The organism is Paenibacillus senegalensis JC66, assembly GCF_000285515.1.
Classification (GTDB): Bacteria; Bacillota; Bacilli; order Paenibacillales; family NBRC-103111; genus Paenibacillus_L; species Paenibacillus_L senegalensis.
This window is the reverse complement of the sequence record NZ_HE610958.1, coordinates 717,600-740,819: the sequence shown is the minus strand read 5'-3', so window position 1 is coordinate 740,819 and position 23,220 is coordinate 717,600. Positions and strand designations below refer to the sequence as shown.

17 protein-coding genes are annotated in these 23,220 nt (G+C 50.7%); 10 read left to right on the top strand and 7 right to left on the bottom strand.

What is annotated here, in order from left to right:
* Together PSHG_RS11670 and PSHG_RS11665 are read right to left on the bottom strand one after the other, a co-directional pair.
* A partial coding sequence (locus PSHG_RS11670) for a biotin/lipoyl-containing protein (protein ID WP_010272892.1) occupies positions 1–309 on the bottom strand: 309 nt, incomplete at its 3' end.
* Positions 302–3,184 carry a 2-oxoglutarate dehydrogenase E1 component gene (locus PSHG_RS11665; RefSeq protein WP_010272890.1) on the bottom strand — a complete coding sequence of 961 codons (2,883 nt, stop codon included), beginning with the start codon at positions 3,182–3,184 and terminating at the stop codon, positions 302–304. The genes PSHG_RS11665 and PSHG_RS11670, both read right to left, overlap by 8 nt.
* 702 nt (positions 3,185–3,886) lie before the next feature.
* Between PSHG_RS11665 and PSHG_RS27390 the strand changes: the two genes are divergently transcribed.
* The 3 genes from PSHG_RS27390 to PSHG_RS11650 are packed head-to-tail and all read left to right on the top strand — an operon-like array spanning position 3,887 to position 7,970.
* Positions 3,887–4,381 (top strand): MarR family winged helix-turn-helix transcriptional regulator, encoded by a 495-nt coding sequence (locus PSHG_RS27390; protein ID WP_010272889.1) that lies wholly within the window; start codon positions 3,887–3,889, stop codon positions 4,379–4,381.
* The gene (locus tag PSHG_RS11655; protein ID WP_010272888.1) at positions 4,375–6,102 is read left to right on the top strand and encodes an ABC transporter ATP-binding protein; all 1,728 of its coding nucleotides are present in this window, start codon (positions 4,375–4,377) and stop codon (positions 6,100–6,102) included. Before PSHG_RS27390 ends, PSHG_RS11655 begins: the two co-directional genes overlap by 7 nt.
* Complete coding sequence (locus tag PSHG_RS11650; RefSeq protein WP_010272887.1) at positions 6,099–7,970, top strand: ABC transporter ATP-binding protein; 1,872 nt, start codon at positions 6,099–6,101, stop codon at positions 7,968–7,970. Before PSHG_RS11655 ends, PSHG_RS11650 begins: the two co-directional genes overlap by 4 nt.
* Before the next feature lie 263 nt (positions 7,971–8,233).
* Here the strand turns inward: PSHG_RS11650 and PSHG_RS11645 are convergent, their stop codons facing one another.
* The gene (locus tag PSHG_RS11645) at positions 8,234–9,925 is read right to left on the bottom strand and encodes a catalase (RefSeq protein WP_010272886.1); all 1,692 of its coding nucleotides are present in this window, start codon (positions 9,923–9,925) and stop codon (positions 8,234–8,236) included.
* Between the two features lie 583 nt (positions 9,926–10,508).
* Here PSHG_RS11645 and PSHG_RS11640 point away from each other — a divergent pair.
* The 6 genes from PSHG_RS11640 (at position 10,509) to PSHG_RS11615 (ending at position 16,943) form a co-directional block, all read left to right on the top strand.
* Positions 10,509–11,354, top strand: coding sequence for an alpha/beta hydrolase (locus PSHG_RS11640; protein ID WP_010272885.1), 846 nt, complete (start codon positions 10,509–10,511; stop codon positions 11,352–11,354).
* On the top strand, positions 11,344–11,880 hold the full coding sequence (locus PSHG_RS11635; RefSeq protein WP_010272883.1) for a GNAT family N-acetyltransferase: 537 nt from the start codon (positions 11,344–11,346) through the stop codon (positions 11,878–11,880). Before PSHG_RS11640 ends, PSHG_RS11635 begins: the two co-directional genes overlap by 11 nt.
* A gap of 20 nt (positions 11,881–11,900) precedes the next feature.
* Positions 11,901–12,143, top strand: a complete 243-nt coding sequence (locus tag PSHG_RS29350; RefSeq protein ID WP_010272881.1) for a hypothetical protein — start codon at positions 11,901–11,903, stop codon at positions 12,141–12,143.
* A 48-nt stretch (positions 12,144–12,191) separates the two neighbouring features.
* Positions 12,192–13,103: a metal-dependent hydrolase gene (locus PSHG_RS11625; RefSeq protein ID WP_010272879.1), complete on the top strand. Its 912-nt coding sequence runs from the start codon at positions 12,192–12,194 to the stop codon at positions 13,101–13,103.
* Between the two features lie 388 nt (positions 13,104–13,491).
* On the top strand, positions 13,492–14,490 hold the full coding sequence (locus PSHG_RS11620; protein ID WP_010272878.1) for a zinc-dependent alcohol dehydrogenase: 999 nt from the start codon (positions 13,492–13,494) through the stop codon (positions 14,488–14,490).
* 1,061 nt (positions 14,491–15,551) lie between these two features.
* Positions 15,552–16,943, top strand: a complete 1,392-nt coding sequence (locus tag PSHG_RS11615) for a PDZ domain-containing protein (protein ID WP_010272877.1) — start codon at positions 15,552–15,554, stop codon at positions 16,941–16,943.
* Between the two features lie 134 nt (positions 16,944–17,077).
* On the opposite strand, the gene PSHG_RS11610 is transcribed toward PSHG_RS11615, so the two are convergent.
* From PSHG_RS11610 to PSHG_RS11595, 4 genes are all read right to left on the bottom strand, one after another.
* Positions 17,078–18,010 (bottom strand): 1-phosphofructokinase family hexose kinase, encoded by a 933-nt coding sequence (locus PSHG_RS11610; protein WP_010272876.1) that lies wholly within the window; start codon positions 18,008–18,010, stop codon positions 17,078–17,080.
* 10 nt (positions 18,011–18,020) lie between these two features.
* Positions 18,021–18,887 carry a class II fructose-1,6-bisphosphate aldolase gene (gene fba, locus PSHG_RS11605; protein WP_010272875.1) on the bottom strand — a complete coding sequence of 289 codons (867 nt, stop codon included), beginning with the start codon at positions 18,885–18,887 and terminating at the stop codon, positions 18,021–18,023.
* 41 nt (positions 18,888–18,928) lie between these two features.
* A complete protein-coding gene (locus PSHG_RS11600; protein ID WP_010272874.1) occupies positions 18,929–19,711 on the bottom strand; it encodes a DeoR/GlpR family DNA-binding transcription regulator in 783 nt (260 codons plus the stop codon).
* Between the two features lie 137 nt (positions 19,712–19,848).
* Positions 19,849–20,904: an SIS domain-containing protein gene (locus PSHG_RS11595; RefSeq protein ID WP_010272873.1), complete on the bottom strand. Its 1,056-nt coding sequence runs from the start codon at positions 20,902–20,904 to the stop codon at positions 19,849–19,851.
* 506 nt (positions 20,905–21,410) lie between these two features.
* On the opposite strand from PSHG_RS11595, the gene PSHG_RS11590 reads away from it, so the two are divergent.
* Positions 21,411–23,201, top strand: a complete 1,791-nt coding sequence (locus PSHG_RS11590) for a sensor histidine kinase (protein ID WP_010272872.1) — start codon at positions 21,411–21,413, stop codon at positions 23,199–23,201.
* Positions 23,202–23,220 lie beyond the last annotated feature (19 nt).

The window sequence follows — 23,220 nt, the reverse complement described above, 5'->3', positions numbered from 1 at the left end:
CTCTTCCTGAGAGGGCTCCTCGGCCGCAGCAGGAGCGCTGCTTGCGGCGGGCGCCTCTGCCGGGGCGGCGACATCGCCCTCCTCAATGGTGCCGATGACTTCGCCGACCACGACGTTCTCGCCTTCGCCTTTAACGATCTTCGTTATAGTTCCGCTTTGCTCCGCGCTAACCTCAAGATTGACTTTATCGGTTTCCAGTTCAGCCAATACGTCGCCTTGCTGAACGGTATCGCCTTCCTTAACCAGCCATTTGAATATCGTGCCTTCGGCAATGGATTCCCCTAATTCCGGTACTTTAATCTCACTCATGCGCCGCAACCCCCTTAGGTGATGTTGTCGTTAACGATTTGTGGCTCAATGCGGCAGAGACAATTCTCTGCTGCTCGAAGTTATGAATGTCAACAAAGCCGTGTGCGGGACTGGAGCGTTCCGGACGGCCTGCATAACTTACGTCCACACCGTCTGGAGCGAGAGCCTTCAAGTGAGGCTCCATAAATCTCCATGCGCCCATATTTTCCGGTTCTTCCTGCACCCAGAGCATTTGCTCAAGTCCGGCGTATCGCTCGATAACAGCCGCGATTTCCTTTTGCGGCAATGGATAAAGCTGCTCTACGCGCACGATGTGCAGCCAAGACCAGTCTTCCTCAGTCCGCTTGGCCAGCTCGGTTTCCAGATCGATTGCTATCTTTCCGGTGCAAAAGATCAATCTGCGCACTTGGCCGGGATGACTGCCCAAGCCCTGCTGTTCCAGAATCAACTGGAAGGCGCCTTCGCTGAACTCTTTGCCAGGAGACGCTGTTCTTGCATTGCGGATCATGCTTTTCGGAGTCATCAAGATCAGCGGCCGGGCCAAATCACTATCATTCATAAACGCCTGACGACGCAGGATATGGAAGTATTGCGCCGCTGTAGTCAAGTTTGCTACCGTCCAGTTCTCCTCACCGCTGGATTGCAGGAAGCGCTCCAGCCGTGCGCTGGAATGCTCAGGGCCCTGGCCCTCGTAGCCGTGCGGAAGGAGCATGACAAGTCCCGATTTTTGCGACCATTTGGCACGTCCGGCGGCTATAAATTGGTCGATGATGACTTGAGCGACATTGGTAAAGTCTCCATATTGAGCTTCCCACATAACAAGCGTCTCCGGCGAATGGACATTGTAACCATACTCATAGCCGAGTACCGAAGCTTCGGACAGCGGACTGTTATAGATGGCGAAGGAAGCTTTAGCCTCTGTCAAATGATGCAGCGGGCAGTACTTTTCCCCGGTCCGGTAATCGTGGAGAATAAGATGCCGCTGGGCAAAGGTTCCGCGCTGGGAATCCTGACCGCTAAGTCGGATCGGCTTGCCGTCTGCAAGCAGGGTGGCGAAGGCCAGTGTTTCGGCCAAGGCCCAATCCACCTTCTCCCCCTCATCCAGAGCATTCGCACGCCGCTGCAGGATACGCGAGAGCTTCGGATACACCTGAAAGGAATCCGGGACCTTCAGCAGCTGCTCATTAATGCTTCTAAGCTTGTTCAATGGAACAGCAGTGCTTTGCAAGGCCGAATCATGGTCCTGAATGGACGATTGAAGCAGAATCTGGCGGTCTGTATCCGACTTAACCTCATCATAGGACTTCTGCAGCTCTTTCTCGATCTGGTCAACCATCGCTTGGATTTGTTCGTCACTAACCAGACCTTTTTGCTTAAGCTTCTCGGCGTACAGCCGATACACGGTCGGGTGCTGTTTGATTTTGTCATATGTTAATGGCTGAGTAGTTCCTGGATCATCGGTTTCATTATGACCATGGCGGCGATAGCCGATCAAGTCGATTAAGAAATCCTTTTTAAACCGGCTCCGGTATTCGCTTGCCAGGCGCACGGCTGTTATACAGGCTTCCGGGTCGTCTGCGTTCACGTGGACTATCGGAATTTCGTAGCCCTTGGCCAGGTCGCTCGCATAACGTGTGGAGCGGGAATCCGAGCTTTCGGTTGTGAATCCGATGCGGTTGTTGACGATAATGTGAATCGTACCACCGTTTTGGTAGCCTTTAAGCTTGGTGAAATTAAGCGTTTCTGCAACGATACCCTCTCCGGGAAACGCTGCATCACCATGCATCAAGACGGCAACGGCGCGGGAAACGTCCTGTTTCGGAAACCCTCTGCGATCCCGGTCCTCCTGGGCGGCTCTGGTAAAGCCCTCGACCACCGGATTGACAAATTCAAGATGGCTCGGGTTGTTGGCGAGCGTCAGCCGCGTTTCTACAGTCTCTCCCTGTTTAACGGCACGATCTGCGCCCAGGTGGTATTTCACGTCTCCAGTCCAGCCGTAACTGATGCCCATAGAGCCTTCGGAGGGCACCATGTCCTTGTTAGGCGAATGATGGAACTCGGAAAAGATTTTGCCATAGGGTTTGCCAAGCACGTGGGCCAGCACATTAAGTCTGCCCCGGTGAGCCATGCCCATCATAATGTTCTGAGCCCCTTCATGGGCTTGAGTACGGACAATCTCATCCAGCATAGGAACCAGAATGTCATTTCCTTCTATTGAAAACCGCTTTTGCCCGACGAAGGTGCGGTGAAGAAAATGCTCGAACTTTTCCACTTCAATAAGCCGTTCCAGCAAGGCTACCTTCTCCTCGGAAGTGAGGGGTGCAGGGAAGTGGTCGGATTCTACCCGGTTATAAAGCCATTGGAGTTCTTCATCGTCATGCACATGAGTGAACTCGTAAGCCAGGGCACGCGTATAAATTTTTTGCAGCTTGGTAATTGCATCCCATCCGGTTATCACACCGGCAGGGGCGTTGCTCCACAATAGGGAGGCAGGCAAAGCTTCGAGATCTTCACGGCTTAACTGGTACGTCTGCGGCTCGAATCTACGCTGGTCGGCCTTGTTGCCTAAGCCTAACGGATCGATATCGGCAGCAGTGTGGCCATAAGTGCGAATCGCTTCAACCAGCTTGACCGCGGCCACGACCTTGTTAAGCAGCTTAGGATCTGCCGCATTATATTCCGTCTGAGTTTGACTGAATGGGGAGGCTTCAATGGCCAAAGGAGGCGGACCCAAACGGGTAAATAACTCCTGATAAGCCGGTTCCACCGATTGCGGGTCTTGCTCATAACGCTCATATTGCTCCTGAATGTAACCAAGATTGGGTCCGTAATACGCCTTCCATGCTTGCTCCCGCTTCAACTCATCTGCGGACATAAAGATATAACCCCCTTAGCATTTTCCTGAAGTCTGTTCATAACCCGGTTTTTGGCATGAGGAAGTAAATAAGTTATGGGTGCTGCGACTTGCGGAAGTCAGGCGAACCTTCAAGAGACGGGCTGCGGACGCTTACCGGGTCAAATGCAACGGCTGCTGTCGATATGATATAGCGGTTCGCTTATACTCTTACTAATACCCCTGTTCATACCCCTGTAACTATTGTTACCCAAAATCATCCTTTAGTGTTTATATCGGAAAAAAACTTCTAAGGTTCAAAGAAAAAAATACCATAGTCTTTACTATTTTGATAAATACTTAATTGGCATGAAATCAATCTCATTTTCAGATCAATATTCTTTTTTTCCGAACCTGTTCGCTGATTTGGGCGCATAAAAACGACCCCACCTGGGTGAGGCAAAGATTTATCAAAAAACATTAAAGTTGTTAGGGGCCCGAAATTATAGGCATGTAAAGAGAATCTTCCATAAAAATTGTACCATAACTAAACAACGAAGCCAAATAAATCGTATAGAGAAAGACAGGTTTTTAACAGCCAACGAATAGGCAAAGAAAAAAGGAAATTGACAATGTTACCTCGCAAAAATATAATTAGGTAATCCTAATAAATTAGTTGCTAAATATTTAGGTGATTTATTTAGTTTTCTTTTATAAAGGATAAAGAAGGAGCTGATAAAAACAATGGGATCAGCAGCAGACAACCCGGCGGTTGAGCAGCTCATTAGAGCTTTTCTCAAGTTCAGGGAGGTCGATTGGCTTCATCACGCAGAGACCGGTCACAAACACAGCGAGATCAAGGTGCTGCTCTGTATTTACCGCGAGGAGAAAGAAGGCAGGCCTTATATGAGGGTGTCCCAGATCAGCCGGAAGCTTCGGGTTACAGCTCCAACGGTTACTCAATTGCTTAATTCTTTGGAAGATAGGGAATTAATCGAACGAATTTCCGATGAAACGGACCGGAGGACAGTATTGGTTAAGCTCACTTCGCAAGGCAAGGCAGTGATTGAGGCATCGAGACGGGAATTTTACCGTTTGTTTTCAGGGTTGGCGGAGTATTTAGGGGAAGAAGAGAGCCGGCAGCTGGCTGAACTGCTGGCCAAAGCGTATCAATACTTATCGGAGAACCCGGGCGGCTCTGGCCCTTCTCCGAAGAACGGAGTTGAACGACATTGCTAAAATTGCTGCGCTATCTGAAGCCTTACCGGGCCGCCATTGCCCTGGTATTTCTGCTCGTTTTTCTGCAGACACTTTCTGATTTATATTTACCCACTCTGATGGCTGATATCGTAGATAAAGGTATAGCCCACGGGAATATCCCCTACATATGGAAAATGGGGGGGCTGATGCTGCTGGTAGCAGCTGTAGCGGTAGTATTTTCAGTTGGCGCCAGCTATTGGAGCGCGAAGATAGCAATGGGCTTTGGCAAAGGATTGCGGGGAAAAGTGTTTACTCACGTACAGAACTTCTCCATGCAGGAATTTGATCAGATCGGGACAGCATCGCTGATTACTCGAACGACCAATGATATCACACAGATCCAGCAGGTGCTCGTAATGATGCTGCGGATGATGATTATGGCCCCGCTTATGGCTGTTGGCGGGATCATTATGGCTTTGTCCAGAGACGTGACTTTATCCTGGGTACTTGTTGTTGCGCTTCCGGTGCTGGCTATTATGATCGTGCTGGTAGCAGCAAAAGGCTTGCCTTTATTCAAATCGCTGCAGGCGAAGCTGGATAAGCTGAATCTTGTCGTCAGGGAAAATTTGACGGGCATCCGTGTAATCCGTTCGTTTAACCGTGGTGAACACGAGAAGCAAAGATTCGAAGGGGCCAACCTGGATTTAACGAATACCGCCATCCGGGTCAACAAAATCATGGCTACGATGATGCCGGTCATGATGCTCGTTATGAATTTCTCGACCATTGCGATTGTTTGGTTCGGCGGCATCCGTATTGATGACGGTCAAATGCAGGTCGGCGATCTTATGGCGTTCATCCAGTACGCGATGCAAATCATGTTCTCTCTTATTATGCTGTCGATGATTTTTGTCATGATTCCGCGTGCTTCCGCATCCGCAGGAAGAGTTAACGAGGTTCTTCAGATGGAGCCCCAGATCAAAAGCACGGAGAACGGGAAGCAGGCCAATGAACAAAAAGGCTTGGTGGAATTCGATCAAGTAACGTTCTACTATCCGGGGGCTGAAAAGCCCGCACTCTCTGACATCTCCTTCCGTTCCAGGCCAGGGGAGATTACGGCGATCATTGGCGGAACGGGGTCGGGCAAGTCTACGCTGGTTAGCCTGATTCCGAGATTTTATGATATTCAAAAAGGCTCCATCCGCATTAATGGCGTTGATATTCGTGAGCTGGAGCAGAGTGAACTGCGGGCCAAGATCGGCCTTGTGCCGCAGAAGGCCGTTCTGTTTACCGGTACAATCGCTGAAAATATCCGCTACGGAAAAGAAGACGCTACGCTCGAGGAGGTTCGCCATGCAGCGGAGGTGGCTCAGGCTGCGGAATTCATCGGCCGTCTCCCGGAAGGGCTGGAAGCGCCTATCAGCCAAGGGGGAACAAATGTGTCCGGAGGGCAAAAACAGCGCCTGTCTATCGCCAGGGCACTTGTTCGCAAGCCGGAAATTTATTTGTTCGATGACAGCTTCTCAGCGCTTGATTACAAAACCGACGCCAAGCTGCGGGCCGCTTTGAAGCAAGAAACCGGTGAGGCTACCGTCATTATCGTTGCCCAGAGAGTAAGCACAGTCATAGATGCGGACCGCATCATTGTTCTTGATGAAGGCCGGATAGCCGGGATCGGAACCCATGATGAATTGATGACGACCAGTGAAGTATATCGGGAAATTGTCTCATCCCAACTATCGGAGGAGGAGATTGCATGAGTCAGGGTCGGCACAAACCTTCTGCAGGACCTAAAGGATTCGGTCCTGGCGGCGGTCCGGGAGGACCTGGTGCGATGGGCAGGCCGGTGCAAAAGGCGAAGGATTTCAAGGGCACCCTTAAACGGTTGAGCCGTTATCTGGCTCCCTTTAAACTGCAGCTGATCGCGGTTTTCGCCACGGCTTTGTTAAGTACGCTGTTTATGATTTTAAGTCCGGCAATTCTGGGTAATGCGACAACGGAGCTGTTTCGTCCGATCATGACCCCGGGGGCGGCTATTAATTTTGATTATATTCTGCAGATTCTTGCCGTCTTGGCGGTATTATATCTATTAAGCTCGGTATTTAGCTATTTGCAGCAATACATTATGGCCGGAGTATCGCAGAAAACGGTCTATGCGATGAGGAAAGAGGTCAACGACAAGCTGTCCCGGCTTCCTCTCAAATTTTATGATTCGCATTCTCACGGCGATATCCTGAGCCGGGTAACCAACGATATGGACAATATCAGCTCCACCATGCAGCAAAGCTTAACACAGCTGATTACTTCAGTCGTGACTCTTGTTGGTGTAATCATTATGATGCTATGGATCAGTCCGTTAATGACGTTAATTCTTATTTTGACCTTACCGCTCAGCTTTATCGCTATCCGCAAAATTGCTGCCCGTTCCCAAGTCCACTTTGCCAGTCAGCAAAAAGAATTAGGCGCATTAAATGGTCATGTGGAAGAGATGTACACGGGACACAAGGTCATCAAAGCATACGGGCGGGAGCGAAGCTCCATCGCGGAGTTTAACGGAATTAACGAAAAATTGTATGATGCAGGCTGGAAAGCCCAGTTTATTTCCGGAATCATTATGCCCGTTATGATGTTTATCGGAAACATCGGGTATGTGCTGGTCTGTGTGGTCGGCGGCATAATGGTTGCGCAGCAAACTTTGCAGATCGGCCATATCCAAGCATTTATCCAATATTCCAGGCAGTTTACCCAGCCTATTACGCAGACGGCCAATATTGCTAATATTTTGCAGTCGACGATGGCATCTGCCGAAAGAGTGTTCGAGCTTCTGGATGAACAAGAAGAGGTGCCGGAGTCGGCAGAGGCGGGAAAAATAAATACTTCAGACTTGAGAGGGAACGTGAAGTTTGAGCATGTCCGTTTTGGCTATAAGAAGGAAGCGGCTCTGATCGAAGACATGAACCTGGATGTGAAGCAGGGGCAAACCGTAGCCATCGTCGGCCCAACAGGAGCGGGTAAAACAACATTAATTAATCTGTTGATGCGCTTCTATGAGCTGGACGGCGGAAAAATTACAATCGATGGCGTCAATATCGCCGAGATGAAGCGGGGCGAGCTGCGCAGCCTGTTCGGCATGGTGCTGCAGGACACATGGTTATTTAATGGAACTATACGCGACAACATCGCTTACGGCAAGGCAGCTGCAACCGACGAGGAAGTGTACGAAGCGGCGCGGACGGCCTACGCGGATCACTTTATCCGCACCCTTCCAGACGGGTATGACACGATCCTGAACGAAGAAGCATCGAATATATCTCAAGGGCAGAAGCAGCTGCTGACGATCGCCAGAGCCATTCTGGCAGATCCGGCTATTCTGATCCTGGATGAAGCGACGAGCAGTGTCGATACCCGCACGGAGGTTCATATTCAGCAGGCTATGAATGAGCTGATGAAAGGGCGGACCAGCTTTGTGATCGCCCACCGTCTTTCTACGATTAAGGGGGCTGACCGCATTCTGGTAATGAAGGACGGCAGTATTATAGAGCAGGGCAACCATGAGGAATTAATAAGTGCGGGCGGCTTCTATGCCGATCTTTACTACAGCCAATTCGCAGCTAAGGCAGTCGGGTAGATACATTGTGAATCCTCCTGCCGTATTCAATCGCGCGCCGTCCGGCGCGCGATTGGTGTTGAAAAATCCGCCACGCAAGCCACATGCGAAGCCGCAGGGCTAAGCCAACTTGGCATCCGCCAGGCAAGCCACATGCGAAGCCGCAGTGCTAAGCCAGCCTCGCATCCGCCAGGCAATCCAACATGCGGAGGCGGCAGCCGAAGCTAACCTGGTAAAGCCGCCAGTCAAAGTTAACCCCGTTAACTAAAAGGGGGATTGCCAGATTAATACGGGTCAGCGGAGTGCCCCTTGTTCTCGGCATCCCGGACGGCTTCTTTGGAATGACCGGCGCCTATCGGTCCATGATCGGTCTTACTGTCTGGCGATTGGGCAGCTGCTTGGGCCAGCCCTTCCTTTACCCTTCGCCCATAGTCCTCGTCACATTTGCTGAATAGCTCGATCATTTTGTCCTGAATATGTTTGGCTGCGGGAGCAAGCGTAGTCACCAGGTTGCTAATTAACTCGTCCCGTTCCCAATCCTCAAACATCCGGTAGCGTTCTCCTGGCTGTTTGAAATCGTTGGTGCGGTCGATCTTCTGGCGAAGCAGTTGGCCGCTGACTTGAGGAGTGTACTCAGTACCGGATTTTTCGCTTTCTTTCAAGCCGCCAAGAGAAGACGGTTCGTAATTGACATGGGGGTTTTGGCCTGGCGCTAGGTCAACCAAGTAAGTCATCTGCCCGTCCCGCTGATTGGTAGCTACGTGTTTCTTAGGCGCGTTAATAGGCAGCTGCAAGTAGTTAGGACCTACCCGGTAACGCTGGGTGTCGGAATAGGATAAGGTGCGTCCCTGAAGCATTTTATCATCGGAGAAATCGAGGCCGTCTACCAGAACGCCGGTACCGAAGGCGGCTTGTTCCACTTCTGCGAAATAGTTGGCAGGGTTGCGATTAAGCACCATTTTCCCAACCGGCAGGAAAGGGAATTGATCTTCCGGCCAAAGCTTCGTGTCATCGAGCGGATCGAAATCAAGCTCCGGGTGCTCATCATCACTCATAATCTGGACACATAGCTCCCATTCCGGATAGTTGCCTTGTTCAATGGCTTCATATAGATCCTGAGTTGCATGATTGAAATTTTTGGCTTGGATCGCTTCAGCTTCAGCTTGGGTCAGATTTTTGATGCCCTGCTTCGGCTCCCAATGATACTTGACCAGCACAGCCTTTCCTTCAGCGTTTACCCATTTATAAGTGTTAACCCCGGAGCCCTGCATTTGCCGGTAGTTGGCCGGAATTCCCCACGGGGAAAACAGAAAGGTAATCATGTGCAGCGCTTCAGGAGTATGCATCATGAAATCAAAAATACGCTCTCCATCTTGGCGGTTGGTTACAGGATCCGGCTTGAGGGCGTGGATCAAGTCGGGGAATTTGATTGCATCGCGAATGAAAAATACTTTCAAATTATTTCCGACCAGATCCCAGTTCCCGTCCTCGGTATAAAATTTTACGGCGAAGCCCCGCGGATCACGCAGCGTTTCCGGGGAATGGCCGCCGTGGATGACGGAGGAGAAGCGCACAAATACCGGGGTTTGTTTGCCTTTCTCCTGAAATAGCTTAGCTCGGGTATAACGGGAAATAGGCTCACCGCCCACTGTGCCGTAAGCTTCAAAATATCCGTGTGCCCCCGCGCCTCTCGCATGAACTACACGTTCAGGTATCCGTTCACGGTCGAAATGGGTAATTTTTTCTATGAAATGATAGTTTTCCAGCGTGGCCGGCCCTCTGTTTCCAACCGTCCGCATGTTCTGATTGTCCACTACCGGGTGACCTTGGCGGGTCGTTAAAGTGTCCTCCCCCTCATGCTCCGCAAAGCGGTGATCGCTTGAACCGCCTGCTCCACTAACGGAAATCCCCTGGTTAAATTCGTCGGGGTCCTGGCTTTGGTTCTGGTTTTGGCCCTGGTGCTGATCTCGCGACATGGCAGGTAATCCTCCTTTTTATTAATAACTGCCGGCTTCTATATAGTTTGAACTAATCAATTAAGCGAGTAAAAAAGCCTTTCTTTAATCCAACTTATATAGCTCGGAACTACTGGATATCTTTTCCCGAATAAAAAGGATTATGCAAACTTTAGCAAAAAGGCTGGAGCCCATGAAAATAGGCCTGAGCTGAGCATTTTGCAGAACCCGGCATCCTTAGCCCGCAGCCATGACTTTTTCCGGTATCATGTCTGTTTTGATTTACAGGCCCTGCAGAGATTTAGATACAAGGCATGGAATATGGAAGCTTTATTGATATGAAGGCTCTAACAAAATGCAAGCTTTAAAGATTTTGTAAAATTCCTCTGCTAAACCTATAGCAAATCTTATACAATAAATAGAGAGAGACCTCGTTCTAAAAGAAAGAGGATAAGCCAGGACGCAATTCCTCGATTCCTGTCTGCTGCTGCATGCAGGAACCGGGTTGTTGTGCTGCTTACCTATGGTCAGCGGATTGCCGTTCTTTCGGATAGCTGGAACGGCAGAATCGCTTAATTACGATTTATCCGAGGAGGAGAACAGCATGGGGCTGGATCAGCATTCGTATCAGACGATGGATTATGGGCGGGAGGATAGGCAAAAAATTGATGTGTTCACGCCTGGGGACAATGCTAATGGTAAAGGTTTGTTCTTTATTCATGGAGGAGGATGGTCTGCCGGGCATCGTTCCCAGTGGCATCCGGTGGCTCATTATTTTCGCGTAAAAGGGTTCCTCTGTGCCTCGATCGGTTATCGGCTGGCTCCGGTGTACAATTACGCTTCACAGCTTGAAGATATTCGAAGTGCCGTTGCTGCGCTAACGCAGAATGCGGCATCTCTGGGAATAGAAGAAAAGGAATTTGCTCTCATTGGTTCTTCGGCCGGCGGTCATTTGGCAGCCATGCTCTCGGCGATGCCGGCAGACGAAAAGCTAGGCTTGAAATGGGGGCAAACCCGAATGGATACACAGCCTAAAGCGGCAGTTCTTTATTGCCCGGCAACAGACCTGAGACCCGAGTCTAATGAACCGGGCTTGTTAAGCAGCATCAGCGGACTGCTTGGGGAGGATATAAACGGCGAAAGCCGGCATGAGGAGCTTTTTCGCAAACTATCTCCTTTGTTTTACAGCAGGGGCCGATCCGCAGCCCGCACCTTAATCCTTCATGGGGACGCAGACGATACCATTGCTTTGGCCCAATCGCAGGCCTATCATCAAATGCTGCAGGAAAATGGGACGGATTCCCGGCTTGTCGTGCTGGAAGGTGTTCATCATGGCTTTGGCTACGGGGTTGACAGTGAAGCTCAAAAGCTGGCTCTCGGGCATATAGAACAATTTCTGCATTCCGTGTTTGCGCTGCCGAGCGGAGGAGAAGCTCGAAATGGAGATTAAAACTGAAAGGCTTTTGCTTAGAGACTTCATGGAAAGTGATCTTGCGGCGGTACACCGCTACGCAGCTCATTCGCAAGTAGCCCGCTATATGCTGTGGGGACCGAATACGCGGGAGCAGACGGAGCAATTCCTGGCTATGGTTATGGGCCATAGCCAGCAGTCACCCCGCCAAGCCTATCATTTGGCTATCACGTTAAAGCAAGACGGGCGATTGATCGGCAGCTGCTCTCTCGAATGCCACGAGCAGGGGCAGGGGGAAATCGGATATGTTTTGCACCCTGATTTCTGGCGGAACGGTTATGCTGCGGAATCGGCCAAGGCACTGCTTGATTACGGATTTAATGAGCGCGGCCTTCACCGCATCTATGCAACCTGTCGACCAGAGAATTCCGGCTCCGCAGGAGTTATGAAAAAACTGGGGATGAAGTATGAAGGGCACTTGCGGGAGCATCTATACGCCAAAGGGCGATGGCATGATTCCTGCCAATTTTCAATACTCGCGAGAGAATTTAACGAAGCTTTCTAAATAAAAACGGGACCTGGCGTATGCGTTATCCCTGTGGTTGGATTCGCCAACGTCCAGCAAGCACCGTTCCCGCTGGCTGGAGGGGCTTAAACGGTGGTACAGGCAGAGCACGCGGTGCAGGTGGTACAGGCAGTGTAGGCAATGCAGGCGGTGCAGGCAGAGCAGGCGTACAGGCGGTGTACGCGGTGCAGGCAGTACAGGCAGAGCAGGCGGTGTACGCGGTGCAGGCGACAGAGCAGGCAGTGAAGGCGTGCAGGCAGTGAAGGCGTGCAGGCAGTGCAGCAGCGGCAATAACTAAAGGAGAGCAAGGAATGGATACTATCACACACACGTTATTCGGTCTGACATTATATGGCGCAGTGGATAAACGAAAGATGACAAGGAAGGAAAAGCAGGCTTTGTTCATAACAGCGGTTGCCGGCTCGCAAATACCGGATATCGATGTCATTTCTTCGTGGTGGGATACTGCTGGACGCTATCAGATGTGGCATCGGGGCATAACCCATTCCTTGTTTATGGTACCGGTCTGGGCGGCGCTGTTGGCGCTTGTTGCCAGGTGGTGGTTTAAAGTCAAGGGCTGGTTCTGGTTTGGAATTGCCGCATTGGCCGTTTGGATTCACAGCACGAGCGATTTGTTTAATGCTTGGGGGACCGGGTATTTGGAGCCGTTCTCAACAGTACGGGTTACGTTCGGCACGATACCGATTGTCGATCTTGTCTTTTGGGGCCTTATGCTGGGCGGTTTGTTGGTTTCTATTATTTGGCGCAGAGGAAAGCCTAAATTTGCGGTGTACCGTGCAGTATGGGCGCTAATTGCGCTGCACGTCGTTATCCAGTCGGCCCAGGGTTATGCTGTATATCAACAGGCCTCGCCTTATTATGAACAGGTTGCGTTATCCGCCGAATTTGTTCCTGGTGTCTTTACGGTGATTGGCAAGGAAGGGGAAAAGGTAGAGCTAAGCCGGGCTACTCTGTGGAACGGCGTGGAGCCGCCGGCTATCCAGCTGCACAGTGAGGAAAGTGCGGATCTCAACTCGTTGTTTGCCGAGAATCCGAGGGCCGAAACCCTGTATGAGTGGTCGCCCTTTGTAGTCGTTGTAGATGATGGAGAAACACTGGGAATCTATGATCCCAGATTTTACCGCAATGGCCAATCTTTTCTGTTCGAGTCTATAGAGCGCGTTCTCGATGAAACGGAAGAACGATGGAGTAATCCGGATTAGAGGTATTGGACTTGCCGTGCAAGCCTTCATGAAGAGCAACAGCCCCGATTTATAGTCTAATTTTACTGCGGCAGAAGCTATTGCTGCTCACTCTTTCCTTAGGTAAACTATACGAGTTAACTTGCGGTCGCCTGTTGGAACATTGAGTTTGCATGGCGACTGACGAATGCAATGCAACTGAAGAATGCAATGCAACAGAAGAATGCAATGCAACAGAAGAATGCAATGCAACAGAAGAATGCAATGCAACGGAAAGAATGCAATGCAACTAATAGAAGGCAATGCAACTAAAGAAAGCGATATAACAAGAGAATGAAATGCAATTAATAGAATGCAATGGCACTGTCGAAACAATTAGCAGGTAAACGGATGGATGGAGGAACCAGACATGAAGGCTGTAGCTGCACAAAATGGTGAGATTAACATAACAGAAATCGCTCCCCCGGATCTGGCGCCGGGTATGGTGAAAATAAAAACACAATATTCGGCAATCAGTCCGGGGACAGAACTGACGATGCTTCGCAATTCCAAGGAGAGGGCATCCTATCTTGGTTACAGTGCCAGCGGGATAGTGCTGGAAATCGGAGATGGGGTCGAACACCTTCAACCTGGAGATGCGGTTGCGGTTTATGGAGGGCCTTACGTTAGGCACGCCCAGCAGCTGGCTGTTTCACGCAACCTGGCTGTGAAGCTCCCCGCACATGTCTCTTTGCAGGATGCGGCTGCCGTCGGTCTAGGGGCCATCGCGGCTCAGGCGCTGCGCAAGGCGGAGATAAGCTTTGGCGAAACGGTTGCTGTCGTTGGTCTGGGAATTCTGGGCCAGATTACAGCACGGATGGCTTTTGCCGCAGGGTGTAATGTGCTGGCCTGTGATTTGTTATCGATGCGCTGTGAAACAGCCCGCAGCATACAGGGGATTCAAGCATTTGAGAATTGGCAGGGGCTTGAGCAGGCCGCAGATGAATCGACTAGAAGACGGGGCGTCGATGCTGTTCTTTTGTGCGCAGGGGGACAGCATGGCGAATTAATAGATCAGGCGCTTGATTTACTAAGAATGGGCGGCAAGGTCATTGTTGTGGGCGATTTGCCCTTAACCTTGTCGCGCAAAAAAATGTTTGCAAAAGAAGCTAGTCTCATCGTGTCACGTGCCGGGGGACCGGGTAGATATGATGCTTTGTATGAGCAGCAGAGTATAGATTATCCGGCAGGCTTTGTCCGCTGGACGGAAGGGCGCAATATGGAAGCCTACGTCGACCTTTTAGCGAGCGGGCGGCTGCGGGTAGACGACTTGTTTCGGGATAAGGTTGCGCTTGAGGATGCAGCTCAGGCATATGCCCGTTATATCAATAGCCCGACTCAAATTATGGGAACACTGATCGAATATTAAAGGGACGGCAGCTAGGAACACTGATCGAATATTAAAAAGGAAACGGACAGCGATGGTAAGCAGGCAAGCGAATAGCAGGAGAGAGCTCTTGTGGTATAAAAGAAAGACTGCCGGCGATACGGGTGCCGACAGTCCGGGACAGCTGGAGAGCTGTCTTTTTTTGTGTCTAAGCTAGTGAGAGAGTGCTTTTGATCAAGGTACTGAGAGCTTCTGGAGCGAGGTGGCGGAGTGTTTTTGATCAAGATGCTGAGAGCTCTTGAGGGTATTTTGAAGCAGGAGTGATGGGGGTCAGATCGGGCGGGGGAGGGCAGGTGATTTTTTTGCGAAAATAGTCATGTTTTCTCCAGTTCTGGCACAACTCATGCATGAAAATAGCCAAGATTGGCGGGTTGGCGGGGTTCGCGGGCTTGTTTTCCTGCATTTTGTATGAAATGTCGTACAAATGCATGGGGTTGAAGTGCGGTTACCGGAGATTTGTATGAAACGTCGTACAAATGCTGGGGTTTAAAGTGTGATTACCCAAGATTTGTATGACAAATCGTACAAATGCTGGGGTTTGAAGTGCGATTGCCCGAGATTGTATGACAAATCGTACAAATGCAGGGCTTTAAGCTATTAAGGAGCTGCAGCCAGTGTTTCATACGAAATTTGGCACAAGCCATGTGACTGAGGTGCGAATACCCGACGTTGCTCATCATGCGGAGAGTATACGCGGGGGGTATTTTCACAGAAATAAGGGCAGAAAGTGGTGGAATTATAGTTTAATAACGGGATTTTCAATGATACACTTAGAGTATAGAAATTCTAGTTTGTTGGATAGAAACCGCTAACACCCCGAGTCCCAAGCTTTTGCTGTACTGCTTATGGTTGCCATAGACTTGTAGGGATACGGCGCTATTTGGGCACGTTAAGGAAAATTGGGTAAGGAACTCCATAAGGGGGCTGCCCGGAAATAAAGGCTGGCAGTGACAGGCGGCGATAGGCAGTGACAGTCAGTGACAGGCGGTATAATGAGGAAATACTAGCTTTTACATGGAACTGTAGGAAAGGAGTGCGTTGCCATGAGACGGAGACATCTGGTATATATACTCGGTATGGCTATGGCTATCTTTCTGTTTATTGCCGGAGAACTGATTTGGCTGCTGGATCCGATCAGGCTCGGCGGGCAGTTGTTCTGGATAGATGTCATTGATTTTTTGGTCTATGTCATTGCTGTGGTGCCGCTCATCTGGATCGCAGCCGGATGGTGGGGGTTGACAGCCGCACGCCGACAATGGAAACAGGCTGGCAGACCTTCCGGCTTCAAGGCAATAGCTCCGCAGCTGCGCAAGGGGGCAGTGATGCTCTTCAGCTTCATCACAATCATATCCATTGTTGTGGGTCCGCTTCGTATTGTGCTGGCTGTTGTTGTATTAGGGATCAGCTGGCTGCTGGTTTTTCTGGATATGTTTTTCGATGAAAGGGAGGTGCGGAAAACGCCTGCCCGAAGCCTCATTTCCCTAGGGGTTACCGGACTGCTGCTGGTCTGTCTGTTCATGCCGACGCCTTATATGGTGTCTTATCCCGGATTAACCATGGATATGAGCCGATACGGCCAGGCAAAGGGAGGAGCCCGGCACGGCAATATAGCTGGCGTTCTGGTCTTCCAAAGGCCCGCCTTTCCTGTTGATTGGCTCTACGCCAGGTTTTTCCCGCACTATACGTTTGAACGCACCGAGCAGTTGGGCATGAATATAAGCTCTTACAGTGACTTGGTCAGACAAATGAAGCTTGATGCCAACACGGTAGGAACAGCAGTGGCCTACAACCGTTTGGGTCTGGGCGAGGGTGTCATCCCACAGGGCGTCCGCGTCATGGAGATACTGCAGGAAAGCTCGGTCAAGGATTTGCTAAGACCGGGTGATGTCATTATTGGCCTGAACGGTAATGTCTTGACGTCAGTGAAAGAGTTCAACGAGCAGATGACTCAGCTGATTCCAGGCAACGAGGCATCGGTTACTCTGGTGCGCGACGGCCAAAAAATTACTTTGACCGCGGAATCGCGGTCCAATGAGGAAGATCCGACACGGGCCATGTTCGGCATAGCGATCCAGGATGATCTGGAGTATGACATTCCGGGTACCGTCAGCTTCCATCGTTACCTGGTGCATGAAGGCGGCCCTTCCCACGGGGCGATGCTGGCCTTGGCGCTAATCGACCAGCTTACCCCCGGGGGCGTCACTTACGGAAATACTGTCGCCGGCACAGGCACGATCCGCCCGGATGGAACGATCGGGCCGGTAGGCGGGGTGCGGCAGAAGGCTTATACGGTTTATCGCACGGGCGTTGATGTGTTTTTCGTTCCGGAAGGGGCGGAAGAAGCAGCGAGAAGCGGAGCCCCGCGCCTGAACGTAGTGCCGGTTAAAACACTGGACGATATTTTGAATTGGCTGAAGGAAAATCCGCGCACTTGAACCGCGGACATTCGCTGCCCTCAGCCTGATTCAATCGGCTCGACTGCCTGCGCGCGCTCCGGCATAACCATACGAACAAAAACAAATCCCGCCTCCCGGACGTACCGGGAAGAGGCGGGATTTGTTACGTATGGCTAAATCTCGCTCACGCGCACTTCTGCGAGCAGCCGCTCGACATCGCTCGCGTACACCTCGCCGGCCTGCTTCGTCAGCGCATTGGCGGTTGCTGTGGCGGTTGCATAGGCGAGGCGATGCTCGATAGGCCAGTCCTTGGACTGGCCTATCGCCATTCCCGCCACGAATGAGTCGCCACAGCCGACAGCGTTGACCGCTTCCACGGCCGGCGCCTGCACGCGGTAGCAGCGGCCCTCGCAGCCTACGAGCGAGCCGGACGCGCCAAGGGTGACGGCGACGCAGGCGATGCCCTGTTCCATCAAGCGGCGAATGGCGTCCAGGATCGCTTCCTCGCTATCGGCCTGGCTGCCGATCAGAGCTGCGATCTCGTCTTCATTCGGCTTGATGAAATCGGGCTTAGCGGCTACGCCGTGCACCAGAGCTTCGCCGCTGGCATCGAGAAAGGCCTTGGCGCCTTTCTCTTTAATGAGCGCGATCAGCTCCTTATACAGCGTCTTGGGGGCGCCTGCTGGCAGGCTGCCTGACAGGGCGACGATACTGGAGCGGCCGGCAAGCTCAGCAATCTTCCGCCGGATGCTGTCCAGATCGTCCGGGGAGAGCACGGGGCCCGGCTCCAGCACCTCGGTAGACGCCATGGAGTCCAGTGAAATCATGTTCAGGCACAGCCGTGATTCCCCGTTCGCCGTCCGGACAAAATCGCTGGGAATACCGATGTCCTGGAGACCTTCGGTAATGAATTCCCCGTTCTTGCCTCCGGCTACGCCCGAGGCGGTAACCGGCTGGCCTAAGGCATGGACAACGCGGGCGACATTAATCCCTTTGCCGCCGGGGACGGCGTATACTTGGGAAGCGCGGTTAACCTTGCCGAATTGATAATGATCGAGATAATAGGTTTTATCGATCGCCGCATTTAAAGTAACCGTAGTTATCATGGGGCTCACCTTAACGGAAGTTGGAAGCTTGTCCAGCAGCGCCGACCAGCTTCATTCTGTCCATAGCCAGCTGCTTCAGCGTTTCCTTGGCTGGAACCATATACTTGCGTGGATCGTTTTCTTCCGGATTCTCCGCGAATACTTTCTTGATTGCTTCGGAGAACGCATTGCGCAGCTCGGTAGCAATGTTCATTTTGCTCATGCCGAGAGAGACGCAGCGGCGCACTTGATCCTCAGGGATGCCAGAGCCTCCGTGCAGAACAAGAGGAACCGATACACGCTTAGCTATTTGTTCGATCCGGTCGAAGGCGATTTTCGGCTCTCCCTTATAAATGCCATGAGCGGTTCCGATGGCCGGGGCCAGCGTAGGCACTCCAGTCAGCTCCACAAAACGCTCGCACTCTTCCGGGTCGGCCAGAGTAGCTTCTTCCTCGCCAACGACGATTTCATCCTCGACTCCGCCGACTTTGCCTAATTCCGCTTCAACATTGACGCCAGCGGCTAGAGCGACCTCGACGACCTTGCGGGTTTGCTCTACATTTTCTTCAAATGGGGAGTGGGATGCATCGATCATGACCGAGGTGTAGCCGGCGCGGATACATTGAACAATAAGAGAAAAATCGGTGCAGTGATCAAGGTGCAGCGCGATCGGAATTTTATGCAGCTTAGCAGCAGTTTGGGCCGCGGCGGCGATGTAATCCGGACCCAGATGTTTGACAGTGCCTACTGTCGATTGCAAAATAAGCGGGGAATCCGTTTCTACTGCGGCTTCAACGACAGCCTGCAGCATTTCCAGCGTATGAACATTAAAGGCTCCGATGCAGTAGCCGTTAGCACGGGCATGCTGCAGCAGAGGGGTGGATGAGACGAGAGTCATAAGATTTCCTCCTGTTGTCTAAATAGAATGAATTACGATAATCACACAGAGGGCACATGAAGCTGAATGCCCATGGCTTCCATACTTTGCTTAAGCTCCTTGGACAAGGGCCTGTCCGTAATGCAGGCATGTATAGCGGATAGAGGAGCCATAGTGAAAAGCGATGCCCGGTCGACCTTAGTATGGTCAAACACCGCGATAACTTCCCGCGACCTCGCGATCATCAGCCTTCCGATTTGCGCCTCCAGCTCGGAATAGGTGGTTAGACCTTCAGTCAGGCTGAAGCCGTCAGCGCCTACGAACATCCTGCCAATGTTCAGCTTATCGATGATGCTTTCGGCAAGCGGTCCGCAGAGCTCGAAGCTCTTGCTGCGGATGACTCCCCCGGTAAGCACGGTCTGCAGTTCATCATTCTCGGCCAGCTCCATCGCAATATTGACGGCATTGGTGACAACGGTCAGATTACGCCGCTCCTTGATATGCTTGGCAATCAGATAAGTAGTGGTACCGCCTGTCAGGCCAATGACATCCCCTTCTTGAATGAGAGAAGCGGCCTTGGCAGCGATCGCCAGCTTTTCCCCGAGCAGTACCTCCTGCTTTTGACTGAAAGGCAGCTCCTGGGCGGAGGAGCCTTCATAATGGGCTCCTCCCAGGGTGCGGATGATCGGTTCCGATTGGGCCAGCAAATTCAGGTCTCTTCTAGCCGTAGCCTCCGAGCAGGAGAAACGCTCCATGACTTCGTTAACCGTAATGGCTCCCTGGTCACGAATCAGCTCGAGAATTTGCAGCCGCCGGCGCTCCCCTTTGCTTAGTTTATCTTCCATAGCGAATTTTCACCCTTTAGCAAGACCATCGCAATCCTATAAATTCTAGCACAAGGCCGCACAACAGGACTGCACAAGCACAGGACTGCGCAATCACAGGCCGCACAAGCACAGGACTGCATTAGTGTTCATGTTTCCTACAGCTTGACGACTTGTGTCAGGTTGCGCGGACTGTCAGGATCGATGGATAAATGGATAGCTGTATAATAACCGAAATATTGTACCAGGGGAAGGTAAAGAACACTGCGGGCTTCATCGCTGAGCTGCTCTCCGCCCAGTTCAAAGACGGCATCGGCAAAAGCTGTGTCTTCTCCGGCCTTAGCCACCATCAGCAGTACTGTTGCGCCATATTCCTGCATCTCCCGGGCAACCTTTAATTCATAGGAGCGGGCTTGCTCCGAAACAAAGAAACAGATGAAAGAATTCTTGTCTACAATGGATTTGGGACCGTGGCGGAACTCGAGAGTCCCGAAGCTTTCGGTCCATACATAGGACATTTCCTTCAGCTTCAGACAAGCTTCCTGGCTTAGCCCGTAATAGGCGCCGATACCGAGATAGATGTGATTGCTGAAGCTGCGGTCTTTAAGGAAATCCTGAACGAAGGTGTCCGCTTTCTTTACCACAGCTTCATTCAGGCGGGCAACCTCCTCCATTTCCTCTACCAGCTTGGACTGGCCGGATGCCATGGCAATGGCGGCCTGCATCATATAAGTCATGCTGCTCAGAGAACGTGTCATGACGGTGCTCTTTTCTTTACCAAGAGGAGAGACCAGGCAGTCGCTGATTTGGGCCAGCTTGCTGTCTTCGTAACAGGTGATCCCGCATACGTCCCAATTATCGAGATCTTTAACGGACTCTAGAGCCAGGATGACTTCGCTGGATTCCCCGGAGCGGGATACGCCGACCAGCAAAATTTTACGATCCCGGGCGACTGCCGTGTCGCGAATCAAAAAAATATCGGATGAAGGATGCGCAGTAGCTACACGGCCAATCCACTTGCGGTACGTGGCCGCCATAGCTTGAGCCTGGTAATACGAAGAGCCCGAACCAATGAAAACAACCTCGTCATAGCTTGCATTCCCGACATATTGCTGCACCCAATCCTGTTGGCTTTGAAGCTGTTCCCATGCCTTTTGTATAGCTTCATGCTGGGATGAAATTTCCGGATAAGTTAATTTGCCTAAAGCGGACATGTCTATCGACTCCTTTAGTTTATGATCAATCCTATAATTCCATTATACTGATTATTTTGACTGAATCAATCATTTTATTATGATCGAAACGATAATATTAATAGTATGATGACTGCGAGAATGGGCAAGAGCTATATATTTTCTTGTAAACAGCGATGGGCTATGTATTGTTACTGTGTGGTGATAGAAATTTTGGTAATAAATGACCGAAACGTTCAAAGTCGCAATATTTAGCAAGCAATCTCGCAATCTCAACGAAAAAAAGCAATGCAAATCCGGCAAGCTCAACTCATACATTAACTTTATTGAACGATAGGGATGCTGCCGGGTTAACAAGCGGCTTCGCCAATCTATAATTTGAACACGAATTCTATAATTATACAGCTGGATTTTTTGAGCAGAGGTTTGTATAATGACGAAAAAGTAGCTGCCTCAAAAAGAAAAGGTATTGGCCTTTTGCTTTGGAAGCGTTGTCATTTTGTATTTGGCAGAATTGGGGCGAGACCATGGTCGTAAACAGGCTGATCAACAGATTCCACCGCTTCATAAGCAGAGTGAATAACAAAATCCGTCACAAGCCTTTATTTACAAGCATCAGCACCAAAGTTTTTCTGAACACCTTTATATCCGTGCTTATAGGCATGACGGCCATCGCCATGCTGGCTTACTCGACAATTTATGTATTGATCAAAGACAATCAGGAAGCATCCCTGCAGGCCTCTGTTGTACAGGTGGAAGATTATTTGAAGTGGTATATGCTGAATATACAGTCCCAACTGCTCTACTTTTCTAACCCGGATATTTACGAGCTGCTGAATGATGAGAATTATGCCCTCTTAATGAACAGCTTCCTTTCTCTAAACTCCAACGAAATTAATGCAGCCTATGTGATAGAAGGGGGAGAGATTCAACATATCGCGCCTCAGCTTTACCGGCATTATTTATCCCGGGACTTGGTCCAGGAAGTAGCGAGACAAACTGAGCAATGGGGATTTTGGTGGAGTGATCCGTTTGATTCGGGATTTGGCCGGGCGGTAACGGTCGCGAAATCATTCAGTCCGGATGATAACCGGAATCGTAAAATAACGGTTGTCCTCGAGCTGAACGTGGATTCTTTCGCTCACTTGGGGGTGTCCGGGCAGAGCAAGGAGCAAAATATTTATATCTTTTCCCGTTCGGGTAAATTCGTCGCCTCCAATGTCCCTATCGACAACTATGATCAGAAGCTTCAGCGAGATCAGATGATTCATGTGCTGGGAGAAGCGATGGCGGAGACGGGCAACGATTTTAACACAGTTACAACGGCCGAGGGCAGCTATCGGATTTTGAAAAGCGACAATAACCGCTGGGACTGGATAGTATTTGCCGTCATTAACGAAGCTAACGCTTATCCGCTGCTGTCTCTTCTGCAGAAGCAGTTCCTGCTATTGCTCGTCACTTGGGTATCGCTGTCGGCTTTTATTTCCTATCGATTGGCTCTATATATTAAGAAACCGATCAAGAGCATAATCCGCCAGATGAATGCCAGCTCCCTCGGCCGCTTTGATGCCCGCATCGATTTGAAGCGGAATGACGAATTTTCTATTATTTCTACACACTTTAATAAAATGATGGTTAACATCAAAGGGCTGTTCGATGATCTGCGGCAAGCTGAGGAACGAAAGCGCGTACAGGAAATTAAGGTGCTGCAATCGCAGATCCAGCCGCATTTTTTATACAATACCTTAAACGCTTTTTATTGGTTAAGTGAAACAGACCGCGCCAAAGAAATAGGCCCGTTAATTAAAGCTCTCATGGGGCTCTTGAAATATTCGATTGATAAGGTCGGTGATCTTGTACCTCTTGAGCAGGAAGCGGAGCAGCTGCAGAATTATGCGGATCTGATGAAGCTCCGCTACGGGGACGTGTTTGAGCTTGACATTGTCATCCCTGATGAGCTGCTAAGACGGGTATCTATTCCTAAGCTAACCTTGATTACATTAGTGGAGAACAGCATTTTCTATGGACTTAACTCCTCGGAGCAAAGCAACCATATTATTGTCACTGCGGAAATCAACGCTCAGCGGCAGGTCATAGTTGAGGTAAGCGACAGCGGGCCGGGGATGCGTCAGGAGGATATCCGCCGTCTATTCGAAAAGCATGAGGACAACCGCAACTTCAAAGGGCTTAATAACCTGGGATTAAGGAATATTCAAGAAAGAATCCAGCTTTACTATGGACCGGCCTACGGTTTGAAAATTGAAAACGATCCCGGGGAAGGGCTGTTGGTCCGAATTAAACTGCCATGCGTAGAATAAGTTCTGTTCACTAGGGAGG

What these genes read in the sequence shown, in the direction of transcription:
- PSHG_RS11665 (WP_010272890.1), bottom strand. Translation starts at nt 3,184, where the DNA reads ATGTCCGCAGATGAGTTGAAGCGGGAGCAAGCATGGAAGGCGTATTAC.
- PSHG_RS27390 (WP_010272889.1), top strand. Translation starts at nt 3,887, where the DNA reads ATGGGATCAGCAGCAGACAACCCGGCGGTTGAGCAGCTCATTAGAGCT.
- PSHG_RS11650 (WP_010272887.1), top strand. Translation starts at nt 6,099, where the DNA reads ATGAGTCAGGGTCGGCACAAACCTTCTGCAGGACCTAAAGGATTCGGT.
- PSHG_RS11645 (WP_010272886.1), bottom strand. Translation starts at nt 9,925, where the DNA reads ATGTCGCGAGATCAGCACCAGGGCCAAAACCAGAACCAAAGCCAGGAC.
- PSHG_RS11640 (WP_010272885.1), top strand. Translation starts at nt 10,509, where the DNA reads ATGGGGCTGGATCAGCATTCGTATCAGACGATGGATTATGGGCGGGAG.
- PSHG_RS11635 (WP_010272883.1), top strand. Translation starts at nt 11,344, where the DNA reads ATGGAGATTAAAACTGAAAGGCTTTTGCTTAGAGACTTCATGGAAAGT.
- PSHG_RS29350 (WP_010272881.1), top strand. Translation starts at nt 11,901, where the DNA reads ATGCGTTATCCCTGTGGTTGGATTCGCCAACGTCCAGCAAGCACCGTT.
- PSHG_RS11625 (WP_010272879.1), top strand. Translation starts at nt 12,192, where the DNA reads ATGGATACTATCACACACACGTTATTCGGTCTGACATTATATGGCGCA.
- PSHG_RS11620 (WP_010272878.1), top strand. Translation starts at nt 13,492, where the DNA reads ATGAAGGCTGTAGCTGCACAAAATGGTGAGATTAACATAACAGAAATC.
- PSHG_RS11615 (WP_010272877.1), top strand. Translation starts at nt 15,552, where the DNA reads ATGAGACGGAGACATCTGGTATATATACTCGGTATGGCTATGGCTATC.
- PSHG_RS11610 (WP_010272876.1), bottom strand. Translation starts at nt 18,010, where the DNA reads ATGATAACTACGGTTACTTTAAATGCGGCGATCGATAAAACCTATTAT.
- fba (WP_010272875.1), bottom strand. Translation starts at nt 18,887, where the DNA reads ATGACTCTCGTCTCATCCACCCCTCTGCTGCAGCATGCCCGTGCTAAC.
- PSHG_RS11600 (WP_010272874.1), bottom strand. Translation starts at nt 19,711, where the DNA reads ATGGAAGATAAACTAAGCAAAGGGGAGCGCCGGCGGCTGCAAATTCTC.
- PSHG_RS11595 (WP_010272873.1), bottom strand. Translation starts at nt 20,904, where the DNA reads ATGTCCGCTTTAGGCAAATTAACTTATCCGGAAATTTCATCCCAGCAT.
- PSHG_RS11590 (WP_010272872.1), top strand. Translation starts at nt 21,411, where the DNA reads ATGGTCGTAAACAGGCTGATCAACAGATTCCACCGCTTCATAAGCAGA.